General features: G+C 58.1%; 10 protein-coding genes. 4 read left to right on the top strand and 6 right to left on the bottom strand.

Features of this window, described 5'->3' with window-relative positions; all coding sequences use genetic code 11:
* Positions 1 to 22 precede the first annotated feature (22 nt).
* The 5 genes from QF039_RS23995 to QF039_RS23975 all read right to left on the bottom strand — a co-directional run bounded on the left by QF039_RS23995 (position 23) and on the right by QF039_RS23975 (position 7,170).
* Positions 23 to 2,395: a hypothetical protein gene (locus QF039_RS23995; protein ID WP_307521064.1), complete on the bottom strand. Its 2,373-nt coding sequence runs from the start codon at positions 2,393 to 2,395 to the stop codon at positions 23 to 25.
* Complete coding sequence (locus QF039_RS23990) at positions 2,392 to 2,703, bottom strand: hypothetical protein (RefSeq protein ID WP_307521062.1); 312 nt, start codon at positions 2,701 to 2,703, stop codon at positions 2,392 to 2,394. Before QF039_RS23990 ends, QF039_RS23995 begins: the two co-directional genes overlap by 4 nt.
* A 115-nt stretch (positions 2,704 to 2,818) precedes the next feature.
* Positions 2,819 to 3,463 (bottom strand): hypothetical protein, encoded by a 645-nt coding sequence (locus QF039_RS23985; RefSeq protein WP_307521061.1) that lies wholly within the window; start codon positions 3,461 to 3,463, stop codon positions 2,819 to 2,821.
* Complete coding sequence (locus QF039_RS23980) at positions 3,414 to 6,137, bottom strand: dermonecrotic toxin domain-containing protein (protein WP_307521059.1); 2,724 nt, start codon at positions 6,135 to 6,137, stop codon at positions 3,414 to 3,416. The genes QF039_RS23985 and QF039_RS23980 overlap by 50 nt, the downstream gene beginning before the upstream one ends.
* 319 nt (positions 6,138 to 6,456) lie before the next feature.
* Positions 6,457 to 7,170, bottom strand: coding sequence for an SIMPL domain-containing protein (locus QF039_RS23975; protein WP_003216012.1), 714 nt, complete (start codon positions 7,168 to 7,170; stop codon positions 6,457 to 6,459).
* 206 nt (positions 7,171 to 7,376) lie between these two features.
* Here QF039_RS23975 and QF039_RS23970 point away from each other — a divergent pair, with 206 nt between their 5' ends.
* From QF039_RS23970 to QF039_RS23960, 3 genes are all read left to right on the top strand, one after another.
* A complete protein-coding gene (locus QF039_RS23970; RefSeq protein WP_003216013.1) occupies positions 7,377 to 8,639 on the top strand; it encodes an ATP-binding protein in 1,263 nt (420 codons plus the stop codon).
* The gene (locus QF039_RS23965; RefSeq protein ID WP_003216016.1) at positions 8,632 to 9,192 is read left to right on the top strand and encodes a response regulator transcription factor; all 561 of its coding nucleotides are present in this window, start codon (positions 8,632 to 8,634) and stop codon (positions 9,190 to 9,192) included. Before QF039_RS23970 ends, QF039_RS23965 begins: the two co-directional genes overlap by 8 nt.
* Before the next feature lie 100 nt (positions 9,193 to 9,292).
* Positions 9,293 to 11,017 carry an ABC transporter ATP-binding protein/permease gene (locus QF039_RS23960; protein ID WP_219406154.1) on the top strand — a complete coding sequence of 575 codons (1,725 nt, stop codon included), beginning with the start codon at positions 9,293 to 9,295 and terminating at the stop codon, positions 11,015 to 11,017.
* Between the two features lie 198 nt (positions 11,018 to 11,215).
* On the opposite strand, the gene QF039_RS23955 is transcribed toward QF039_RS23960, so the two are convergent.
* The gene (locus tag QF039_RS23955; protein ID WP_003216019.1) at positions 11,216 to 11,653 is read right to left on the bottom strand and encodes a YhcB family protein; all 438 of its coding nucleotides are present in this window, start codon (positions 11,651 to 11,653) and stop codon (positions 11,216 to 11,218) included.
* Between the two features lie 147 nt (positions 11,654 to 11,800).
* On the opposite strand from QF039_RS23955, the gene QF039_RS23950 reads away from it, so the two are divergent.
* The gene (locus QF039_RS23950; RefSeq protein WP_307521052.1) at positions 11,801 to 12,430 is read left to right on the top strand and encodes an alpha/beta hydrolase; all 630 of its coding nucleotides are present in this window, start codon (positions 11,801 to 11,803) and stop codon (positions 12,428 to 12,430) included.
* Positions 12,431 to 12,446: the final 16 nt, after the last annotated feature.

Below are 12,446 nucleotides of genomic sequence, written 5' to 3'. Positions count from 1 at the left end.
GGGATTCGGCTATTCCAGGTCGCTACGATTTAGCCGGAAAGTGTTCGGGTTTATAAGTGAACGCCCACCACTTGAGCGGATTCCAGTACGGGTTGTTCTTTGACGGCTTGAATTTCTTGATCCGCGCCATTTCTTCGCTGACATACTGTTCAGCCTGAGCTCTTACTGCGGTACGGACGTTGTCGGTGATCGGGATTTTTTGTGCGGATAAGTTCTCCAGGTAGAGGTGTTCTACTTTATCAATGGCTGCTTTTACTTGCTCCGGGGACAGGTTGGCGGTCAAGGTACCGCTATAACCTTTGACAGGGCGGCCAATCAACTTCTGGAATTGAGCGGCAAACGAAGCATCCCCACCGGTTGCGGAATCACATGACAGCAGGCGCACGTTGTCGAACTCTTCAGGATGGATCCCTTTGCTGTGAAGCGTATTCAGCAATTCTTCCGGACTATTGAGCTTTCCATCGTAAGAAACTTTTGCGACCCCGGTAGTCTCATCGACTTTACCGTGTACCAGTATGTTCAATCGCTGGGCCGCACCTTGTTTGTTCACATCCACGAACGTGTAAAGTTTATCGTTGATAGTGTTCAGGCTATCTATTTCTCCACTGAGAATACTGGTTTTTTCAGCAGTAGAAAAAAGCGCCTCGCCGACCGGCAGATTTTTAACCGTTTTCAGGGGCGGCAGTTCGACGCCGTCTACGTTGATAGATGCCGGGGGGACCTCTGGTCCACTCGACTCAATTTCATTTAAAGACGGGTCCGGATGACTATCGCCGGATACTTTCGAAACGCGTGTCAGCTCAAATTCGCTCTTCTGCGAATTATAGTTCCAGCGGTAGTCTTCAGTAACGGTGGAGTTGAACGTGATCGGAGTTTCACCCAGGCTCGCCTCGACCAAACCGGGTGCAACTTCGTGTGCCAGCATCAGGCTTGAGATGACGGCCGCAGCAGTTCCCCCTGTGCGCTCGCCTGCGGTCTTGCCATAGAGGCTGTCATGCACGCCAAACACGATATTGCCTATATTGCCAACAATGGGCAGATAACCAAAGCTTTTGCCCCAGGAGTCTTTCACCGACTTCCAGGCTTGCTGCGAGGCACCAAACACATCCGTCTGGTCGGCCCACACCGCATTGTTGGCGTTCTGCTCCTGATAGTGGGGGGCGATACCTTTGTTCAGATCGCCAAATTGCAGCCCATAACCTGCTTTTCGCGATTCGGTGTAGTTGAATAGCTCTCGTACCGGCACGGATTTATCTTTGTACCAGTGTTCGTACCCCGGATATCGCGACCGATTATCCTGGATGAGGCTGTCGAGCACCGCCCAGGCCGGTGGCCAGTGGGCATTGTGTCCCCCTTGCATATCACCGGTATTGAAACGGCGCATCAATTCATCACGATTGTCTTTGGCCCAGTTCGCAAATTCTTCATCGCCTTTTATCTCGCGGACAGCGCCGTTCTTCAAGTCGATCATGACTCCCTGATTGGGGCGATTGGCGGGATTGCCATCGTAAGGCGTGTAGGGGATGAAGGCATACCCGCTCATGGGGTAGCCATAAATATTGGGGATAATCACTTGCCCATTCTTGTCCAGCGTGCGATTCACCGCTTCCTGGCCGGCAGGGCTTAACCTTGCGAAATTTTCCGTGTCACTACGAAGGCTCAGCAACGTGCCCCGTGTTACATAGGCGTCTGCTTTTCCCGATCGCTCTGCTATTGTTCCGGAGCCCTCGCGCATCGGCGCGGCTATGTCTTTCTCCCAGCGAGCTTGAAGTTGTCGGCCGAACGCTTCCAAATCATTGATTTTTGTCCGGTCTTTTTTTTCTATTTCCATTTCAGGAAAATTTAAAACCCCACCACGTGCGGGTCTGTCGTGCGCTAGAGCACCCGCTGCAATTTCCCATGCGAAATAAGTGCGTGTCTGGGTATCAGAGAGATTTTGTGCTGTGCCCATACCGACATAGGTATTGAACGTTACCGTGAACTTTTCATGCGGGTCGAACCCGGCTGCCAATAAACCCCCACTGAAGTATCCTGCGGGTTCCATGAACAGGCGCACGTTCTGGAACTTGACGTTTCGTTCGCCTTCAGTGCCACTTTCTATATTTTCGATCTGCGTCTTTACACGATTGGCATAGGCATCGATATGAGCCTCTCGCTCATTGTAGATATACCCATCGCCTGGCGCGTGAACAAAGTCGGGTCCATAAATGGTTGCCTTGTAGATATCAGACTCGTTCCTGGCGGCAGTGCCAACGTTGTCCGTTTCATAAATATCCGTACTCTTCAATGGCGTTGGCGGTATTCGTTCCAGCGCCTCGGTACGTTGTTCTTGAGTCGTACCGGGTAGCGGTGTTTTTGGGTAATGGACAATGTTAAGTTGAGCTGAGCTTGTCATTTCAGATTACCTGGCTGGATGTTGATTGCACGCATCTGCGCCGCCATAAACTGTGGATGAGGAGTACGGTGATTTACGCCATGAGTGGTGAAGCGTCCAGGCGTGTTCCGCTCGTTGAGGGTGAGGATGTAGTTGTCCATTGCACGGGTTATAAGTTGAAAAGATTTATCACCATCGCACTTCAATGTGTCCGGACCAGCACACGCCCGGCGATTAAGCATTTTCTGAAGCTGGTAACCGGTTATTACCGCTGAAACTTCTTGAATGGAGTGCCAGGCAAAAAAAATGCTGCCCGAAGGCAGCGGCATTGCAGTCCTGCTCCTTGAAATGGCAGGTGAACGTTGCGCGAGCGAAAACGGCGGTCACCGGAGTTACCGCCGTTCAGGGGGATCAGGCAGGGCAGGGAGTCAGGCGCGGTGCCTGTTAACCTGCAACCGGTTCCTGTGGGTTTTGAAGATCGGCTAAAACTGAAAATCGAAGGGTGGTCGGGGCATGTTTGTCGATAATGTAGGGATTGTTGTCCTCCCCAATTTCATTGGTCTCTCTTATGGTAAAGGTTCGCTGGGTCGTGATCTCTGCGCCGGGAACGGCGGCGATATCCTTATCCGGGTTCGAGATGGGGTTTTTAGAAATAACGGTGACCTTCGCGGTGGCATTGCCTGGGTCGTAGTCGATAGTGAACTGAGTCGTGCCTCCGCTGAGGAAATACCCCTTTTGTAACTCGGACTCCGGGTTGTTCATGTACAGGGTAGTGGGTGCCATTGAGCCTTGGTGCGCCACTTCGGAAATGCGTGCGCGCATCATCGGGTCGGGAACAATCTCCTCGAATTGCCGCAGCATTTGCGCTTTGAGTCCCTCCTCGGTTGCCGCATCACCACTGAGTACCCTGTTGAGCTCAGGGCTTTGTTTATTGGTAACCGAGTATTCGAGGCGATGTATGTCTTTTACAAAACTATCGGAGTAATCGCCTTCGCCCAGCGGCGTGGGCCTGGCTTTTTCGCTGTTCAGAACGCTGAAGTTATCCTCTTCCAGGGACCAGGTTACCTGGAATCTTTTTTCGGTGACCACACCGTCCACTTGCCGGGTGTTTTTGAAAGGAGGTGTCATATTTGACGTTGTTATCAAATATCAAATATTGATCAATCGTTTCGGCTCCGCTGGTTTCCAGGCCGGGTACCTCGAATTTTTTCGCAATGGGTGAAGCAGGAGGCGTCTGGTCGAAGGAGGACGACGAAGACGAAGAAGGAGAAGGAGAAGGAGAAGGTTGGTCGATGGAGGACGACGAAGACGAATTTCGGCTCCATGGCCATCCACCCTGGCCACCCGCCCGGATCCATTCACCACTGTCGGTAAGGTTCACCGTCATCACCGGCTTGCGGGTGAGGGGGTCAATGATCTGTACGTAGTTGTCACTGAGTTTGAAGTCCGACTTGATCTCGTACACCTTGCTGATGCCTGTGTCGTCGGTATGCCGGATTAGCCACTGGTCGACCCCGTTACCGTCCTTGACCTGATAAATACCCTTGCTGTTGGGGGTGCTATTGGCAATCAGCTGATCACCGTCCGCTACGGCATGGCCACTGATGTTGCCCGCCTGGGAAGGCTGTAGTCGGTCAGGCAAGTCACGACCCAAGCTATTGGGTGTGCCGCCCTGGCCGGGCAGCCGTGTCACGTTTTCGCCGGGTGCTGCAAACGGATCTTCGACCTTCCCGCCCGCACCCACCGAAAACAAGGTGTTGAGCGCACCATCGAAGGTTTTCCAGGCGCCATCGCTGCGTTCTGCCGGGGTGTCGCCCGATGCGGCTTTTTCCGCGCCTAGCGCCAGTTCCGTGACGCCCAAGGCCCCGATGGTGGCGGCAGCGGCCGCTCCGCCAGGCGCCATGGGGGCGAATATCTTCAGGGCAGTGGAGACGTCATTCAGCCAGGTATCCCGGGTCACTTCGCTGTTGGATTTGATCGAGATGTCCGCATCGCTGGTCATCCGCGCCTTGGCCTGGTCGCGCATCTGACTGAAGACGTCACCCTCGATGTGCACGGGGTTGCGATCAATGGTCTCGCCCTCCATCTTCGACCAATCGCCGTTGGCCAAATGCGCCAATGAGGTGTCGACCCCGGATTTGCCCAGTGGGCCGCCGTCCTGGCGGTCGAGCTTGGAGAAGTGCGAAGCCAGGGCCTCGCGCTTTTTCGGGTCCTTGGCCTGCTCGACCACCCACTCATCCATTTTGTCCAGGGAGGCGAACCTCAGGAATGCTGGCGTGGCACCGGGAATGTAGAGAATCTGCAGGCCGTCGCGCCGATTGTTCTGGTAGTTGTCCTGGCCGTCATCAAGGACGGCGAACCGGATGATGTCGCTGGAACCCCAGCCGTTGATATCGAAAGGGTAGGCGCGCAACTGGTCTTTGGCCGGTGCTTCAGCCTTCAGTTGGTCGACGGTCAGTGGCGCGTTTTCGGCCTGGGGAAGGTTGGACGCTGCCTTCATGACCAGGCGATAGTCATCCCGGGTGAACTGGTGTTCGGGCGGCATCAGTTTCTTTTCGGCGGGGGCCTTTGCCTCATAGGCGCTCAGTTGCTGGCGTGCCTGTTGGACGAATTGTCCCTTGAGGGTGGTGCGATAGGCATCCCCGTGGGTGTTCCAGAAGTTATTTATTTTGCTGGTCATGCGGCCCTGGAAGTCGGTTTTCCAGCTTTCGTGCATCAGCGTCGAAGGGGCAAGGGGGAACTGGTTGTGGGCGCCATAGCCGCCCTTGGCACTTTCTCCGGGGCCCGCCGTATAGATGCCGGCTTCAGCGTCAATTTGGCCGGGGTTCCAGTCATGCTCGGAAAAGTTATCCAGCAATGCGTCCGGCAGGCGTTTGGAATAGAACGGTTCCTCATTCATGTGCATCGCGCCCGTCGCGGTACCGGGCGAGGCGCTCTGGCCATGGCGGAAGCGGTTCAGATACAGGCTGTCGGGGTCGACGTTGGTTTGCCCGGTCGCTTTTTCGATCAGCTCCTTCGCCCACTGTTTGGCTTCGTTGTGCACACTGGGGAAGTCGTTCGCCACGCCGTTTGCCAGGTTTGAATAGGCCAGTTTCTGCGGTGCAACGCTATTGAATGCTTCGGTATTGGCCTTCTGGGCTTCCAGCGCCTCGGCCGAGCGCAGATGGGCGGGCCGCAGGCGGTCATCGGCGGCTATGGTGCCGAATGATTGGTTGCGTTCCAGTTGCCTTAGCTGCGTTCTGCCTTCCGCGAGGTTGGTAGGGAGCGGTATCCCGTAGAAGTTCGCGACCACTTTCGCACTGACCTCCACCGTATTCTCGCCTGAGCGTATGCGTAATGCCTGGCCGGGGCCGGGGGCGATAACCTGGGCGGACGCCACAAGAGGCCCGCAAACCTGCGCCCAGCCTGAACCGTCGGTCAGCGTAAAGTCTTTCATCACGCCGTTGACCTTGGCGGACATGGCGCCGGTGGAGGGCATGACCGACAGGGTGGACGGGTCTATGTTCTGCTCGCGCATCCAGCCCTGAATAATCGGGTGTTCCAACTGCGAACGATGCAGTTCAAGCCATTGGCCCAGCACCGTCTGGGTAGGGACGTTGACCAGGCCGGGCTGGTGGCCTTCGACCCTGCGCTGTATCGCCCCGCTGTAGGCCTCGACCAGGGCCGGGTCTCCCGGCGCCGGCGCTTCAACTTGCCGCGGTTGCGCGGGGCTGGAAGTGGGGGTGTCGTTAGCGCCGGGTTGTGGATTGGGCTGCGCCGGCATTGAAGCTGCCGGCTGCTGGGAAAGGGTATTTGTGCTCAGCATGGAAGGGGACAAATGAATGGACATGGATGCGGTACTCGATAGTGGTTTGGACACATACCCGCAGAGCAATCCCTGTCAACGTGTGGGGTATACATGAGTGTCGAAAACCGGAGTACCGATTCCGAAGTGAATTCAGAAGTGCGTTTCAGGATTTGTTGTCGTCTGCCCGCAACGCGGCGACGCCCTGAGGTTTCGCCGCGGTGGGCGAAGCACCTTTGCAGCGGCAAAAAAAAACGCTGCCCGTAGGCAGCGTCATTGCAACTGGGGTACCGCTCGATCAAGGCATCTGGACTTCGATCACGCCATCTGCGGTCATGTTGACCTGGCTGGTGCCGGCTTCGACTTCCGGCGTCGGTGCCGAATCCATCGCTGCGGCTTTCATCATCATCCCGCCACGTGCATACGGCTGTGGATAACCGTTGGTGTTGAAGTTCAGGTTGACGATCTTGTAGCCCTTGCCGCCCAGCGCATCGGTGGCCAGTTGGGCACGGGCCTTGAATGCGGTGACCGCTTCTTTAAGCAGGGCATCTTCGCTGGCCTTGCGGGTCGGGTTGGCGATGGCGAAGTCCATGCTGTCCATTTTCAGGTTGGTCAGCATGTCGCCGGTGAGCTTGGACAGGGCGGCGAAGTCGGCACTTTCCATACGCAGCTCAGCGCGTTCACGCCATCCGGTGATTTTCTGGTTCTTGTTGTCGTAGATCGGGTAGCTGTTGCGGCTACCCTGGCGCAGGGTCACGCCTTTGACTTCGCGGGCCTGGGCCAGCGCCTTGTTCATGGTGGTGGTGATTTCGGCGGCAAGCTTGGCCGGGTCGGTGTTCTGCGACTCGGTGTACAGGGTGACGATCATCTGGTCGCGCGCCACTTCCTGGCTGACTTCGGCACGCAGGGAAATCTGGTTGTAATGCAGTTCGTCAGCGGCCATGGCCGGCAGGCTGGCGAGAGTAGCGGCGCCGAGGGTGAGGGTGGCTGCACTGCGAATGAAACGAGACATGTAAGCTCCTTGAGATGTTCGTGTTCGGTAAGACTGTAGACGCAAGGTTTCAGTTCTTCGGGTTTACACATTCGCTACAAGTTGGCGGATGCCGACGAACGGTCATGATCCTGACCCCTGCGTCAAAGAGCCACACACGCCGTGCCAGCGCTGTCGCTTCGTTTATACTCCGTGCGATCCGCCTGCAGCGCTCATCGGGAGAGCTCATGCTCGCCGCCGTAAAACTGACTTCCGCCACCCGCCAGAACCTTTGGCGCCTGACGTTCATCCGCACCCTGGTGCTGGCCGCACAGGCCGGTTCGGTGGGGCTCGCCTATTGGTTCAAGCTGCTGCCGCTGCCCTGGTTGCAGTTGGCCGTGACCCTCGGCTTCTCCACGGTGCTGTGTGTATTTACCGTGATCCGGCTGCGCACCACGTGGCCTGTGACCGAGCTGGAATACGCCCTGCAACTGGCCTGCGACCTGTTTATCCACAGTGTGTTGCTGTACTTCTCCGGCGGCTCCACCAACCCGTTCGTGTCCTATTACCTGGTGCCACTGACCATCGCGGCGGTGACCTTGCCGTGGCGTTATTCGGTGGTGCTGTCGGGTATTGCCCTGACCCTGTACACCCTGCTGCTGGCACAGTTCTACCCGTTGCAGACCTTCCCCATCGCCCGGGAAAACCTGCAGATCTACGGCATGTGGCTGAGCTTTGCCCTGTCGGCGGCGGTCATCACCTTTTTTGCCGCACGAATGGCGGAAGAGCTGCGCCGCCAGGAAGAGCTGCGCGCCATTCGCCGTGAAGAAGGCCTGCGGGACCAGCAGTTGCTGGCCGTCGCCACCCAGGCCGCCGGCGCGGCCCACGAATTGGGGACGCCGCTGGCGACCATGAGCGTACTGCTCAAGGAAATGACCCAGGACCATCACGACCCGGCCCTGCAAGACGACCTGAGCGTGCTGCAGGAACAGGTCAAGCAGTGCAAGCTGACCTTGCAGCAGTTGGTGCGCGCCGCCGAGGCCAATCGCCGCCTGGCGGTGGAGATGCAAGACGTCACCCAGTGGCTGGACGAAGCCCTGAACCGCTGGCACCTGATGCGTCCCGAAGCCAGTTACCGGTTCCACCTGCTGGGCCAGGGCACGGTGCCGCGCATGGCGCCGCCGCCGGACCTGACCCAGGCGCTGCTGAACCTGCTGAACAACGCCGCCGATGCCTGCCCGGAAGGGTTGGAAGTGACCCTGGACTGGGATGCGGAAGACTTCACCATCAGCATTCGCGACCACGGCGCCGGTGTGCCGCTGGCGATTGCCGAGCAGATCGGCAAGCCCTTCTTTACCACCAAGGGCAAAGGCTTCGGCCTGGGCCTGTTTTTGAGCAAGGCCAGCGTGACCCGCGCGGGCGGCTCAGTGAAACTCTATAGTCATGAGGAAGGCGGCACGCTCACCGAGCTGCGCCTGCCCCGTGTCGCACGAGGAGACATCGATGAGTGACGAGATCCAAGTCGAAGGCGAAGAACTGCCGCACCTGCTGCTGGTAGATGACGACGCCACCTTTACCCGCGTGATGGCCCGCGCCATGAGCCGTCGTGGCTTTCGCGTCAGCACCGCAGGTTCCGCCGAGGAAGGCCTGGCCATCGCCACGGCCGACCTGCCGGAATACGCGGCCCTGGACCTGAAAATGGACGGCGACTCCGGCCTGGTGCTGCTGCCCAAGCTGCTGGAGCTGGACCCGGAAATGCGCGTGGTGATCCTCACCGGCTATTCCAGCATTGCCACCGCCGTCGAGGCGATCAAGCGTGGCGCCTGCAACTACCTGTGCAAGCCGGCAGACGCCGACGACGTGCTGGCCGCCTTGCTCTCCGAGCACGCCGACCTCGACACCCTGGTGCCGGAAAACCCGATGTCGGTGGACCGCCTGCAGTGGGAACACATCCAGCGGGTGTTGACCGAGCACGAAGGCAACATCTCCGCCACGGCCCGCGCCCTGGGCATGCATCGTCGAACGTTGCAGCGCAAGTTGCAGAAACGCCCGGTTCGACGTTGAACGGCGACTGAACAATCTGCTTCAGGCCGCACGGAGCCCTGAACCGATCGTTTATGATCGGTTCAAACGCCTGTTATTTTTTTCCTACCGAGCCTGAACAATGAATCAGAACGCTGAGTATTCCGCGGTCAATGACGCGGTGCGTGGGCAATTTTTAAGGAAAGTCTGGGCGCTGATCACCCCCTACTGGCGCAGTGAGGAGAAGTTCAAGGCCTGGCTGTTGTTGCTGGTGGTGCTGGGGCTTTCGCTGTTCAGTGTGGCCGTGTCGGTGTGGTTCAACAGCTGGAACCGCGACTTCTATAACGCCCTGGAAAAGAAGGACTACGACGCCTTCACCCACCTGCTGATGTATTTCAGCGTGATCGCCGTGGTGGCGATCGTCACCGGGGTGTTCACTTCCTATTTGCAGCAAATGCTCACCATCCGCTGGCGGCGCTGGCTGACTGAAACCTACTTCGCCAAGTGGCTGAGCGAGAAGAACTACTACCACCTGGAATATGGCGGCTACACCGATAACCCCGACCAACGTATCTCCGAAGACCTCAACGCCTTTACCAGCAGCACCCTGAGCCTGGGCCTGGGGTTTATCAGTAACCTGGTGAGCCTGGTGTCGTTCTCGGTGATCCTGTGGGGCGTGTCCGGCAGTATCGAGGTTTGGGGCATCACCATTCCCGGCTATATGTTCTGGGCGGCACTGGTATATGCCGTGCTGGGCAGTTGGTTGACCCACTTGATTGGTCGAAAACTGATCGGCTTGAGCAACCGCCAGCAACGCTTCGAGGCCGACTTGCGTTTCAGCCTGGTGCGGGTGCGCGAGAACGCGGAAAGCATCGCGCTGTTCAATGGCGAGCCGAATGAACACCAGCAACTGAGTGCACGTTTCGGGCGGGTGTGGAGCAACTTCTGGAGCATCATGCAGCTCAAGAAGCGCCTGAACTTCTTCACCAGTGGTTACTCGCAGATCGCGATCATCTTCCCGTTTGTGGTGGCAGCGCCGCGTTACTTTTCCGGCCAGATAGAGCTGGGCGTGCTGATGCAAGTGGCCAGTGCGTTTGGCAGCGTGCAGGGCAGCCTGAGCTGGTTTGTCGACGCGTACACCGTGTTGGCCAGCTGGCGTGCGACCTGTGATCGTCTGCTGAGCTTTGGCGAGGCGATGGAAGAAAACGAAGGCCGCAACACGGGCATCGAGTTGCAACGCCAGGGCGGCGATTTGCAGATGAGCAACCTCAGCCTCGATCTGGCGGATGGTCGTCACCTGCTGGATGGCGCCAACCTGACGGTTGCCGAGGGTGAGCGATTGATGCTCAGCGGGCGTTCCGGCAGCGGCAAGTCAACCTTGCTGCGGGCCATGGGCAATCTCTGGCCAAACGGCCACGGCAACATCCGCTTGCCGGCCGAGCGTTATCTGTTCCTGCCGCAAAAGCCGTACCTGCCGATTGGTACCTTGCGGGGTGTGTTGAGTTATCCACAGGAGGAGGGCGCGTACCCGGCGCAACGTTATGCACAGGTCCTGGAAACCTGCCGCCTGGCGCACCTGATTCCACGCTTGGACGAGGCCAATCACTGGCAGCGCATGCTGTCGCCGGGTGAGCAACAGCGCCTGGCGTTTGCGCGGGCGTTGTTGTTTGAACCGCAATGGCTGTACATGGACGAGGCCACCTCGGCGATGGACGAGGAAGATGAGGCGGCGCTGTATCAGGCGTTGATCGATGAATTGCCGGGGTTGAGCATCGTCAGCGTCGGGCACCGCAGCAGCCTCAAGCGTTTCCATGGGCGGCATGTGCGGATACAGGACGGGCAGCTACAAGAACAGCCAGTGTCCTGAAGTCGGACTCGGGCAATGTGGGAGCGAGCTTGCTCGCGAATACGGTGGGTCAGTTAATACATAGGGTGACTGATAGACCGCATTCGCGAGCAAGCCCGCTCGCACATTGGATCAGTGTCGTCTGGTCGACCTGGTTCCAACAAAAAAGCCCGGCTGATCATCGATCAGCCGGGCTTTTTCATGCCGCTTGAAAAGCTATTACTTCTTCAAGCCGTAATGCTCATCCAGCATCCCCGGGGCGTTTGGCGTTTTTGGCGCGTAATCCCGTGGCGGTTCCTGATTTTCCCGCGGAGGGGTCAGGCGTTCCCGTGGAGCGTGCGGTGCATCGGAATGCAGCGCGGCCAGCAGGCGCTGGCGGGTGATGTCGTCCAGGGCCAGGCGGTTGGCACCCTCGGCGAGATGATCCTGTACTTCCTGATAGCTCTGAGTGAGCTTTTTCACCAGGGTCGCGGTGCTGTTGAAGTGGGTAACAACCTCGTTCTGATAACTGTCAAAACGTTCCTGAATGTCATCCAGCTGACGCTGCGTGCGGTTAGGCGCGGCATTCGGCAGCAGGCGGGCAACCAGGAATCCAATGGCGACACCGGCAACCAAGGCGAGAGTCGGCAACAACCAAACTAAGAGCGAGTGTTCCACGAGTCCTTCCTCTATAAACGGCTTTGCTTTACGTTAACGGCTCGGACCTGCGCTGTATACCGCGATTAAGCTCGCAATGATGCCATGCACAGACTTTTAGCTAGACGAGTCGACCCCTTGAGAGGTCACGGAGTTCCTTCCTTGCTGATGCGTGAAACCCCCGTTTTGATCGATGGCCCGGTAGGCCAACTGGAAGCCCTGTATCTGGATCACCCCGAGCCACGTGGCCTGGCGCTGATCTGTCACCCGAACCCGGTGCAGGGCGGCACCATGCTCAACAAAGTCGTATCGACCCTGCAACGCACCGCGCGCGATGCCGGCTTGATCACGTTACGTTTCAATTATCGCGGTGTCGGCACCAGTGCCGGTACGCACGATATGGGCACCGGTGAAGTCGACGACGCCGAAGCGGCAGCCACCTGGCTGCGTGAAAAGCATCCCGACCTGCCGATCACCCTGCTGGGTTTTTCCTTCGGCGGGTTTGTCGCGGCCACCCTCGGCGGCCGCCTGGAAACCAAGGGCGAAAAACTCGCGCACCTGTTCATGGTGGCTGCGGCCGTAATGCGCCTGCGGGATAACGACGTGTTGCCACAAGGCTGCCCATTGACCGTGATCCAGCCGGAAACCGACGAAGTGGTCGACCCGCAACTCGTCTACGACTGGTCCGCGGCCCTGAATCGCCCCCATGAGCTGCTGAAAGTGGCAGAATGCGGACACTTTTTTCATGGCAAGCTGACCGATCTCAAGGATCTTGTGCTGCCACGTCTTTCGAATTGATGACAAGCGATCACCC

The organism is Pseudomonas sp. W2I6, from assembly GCF_030815935.1.
In the GTDB taxonomy this organism is placed as follows: Bacteria; Pseudomonadota; Gammaproteobacteria; order Pseudomonadales; family Pseudomonadaceae; genus Aquipseudomonas.
The sequence above is the reverse complement of the archived record's forward strand: the minus strand, read 5'-3'. Positions and strand labels throughout refer to the sequence as shown.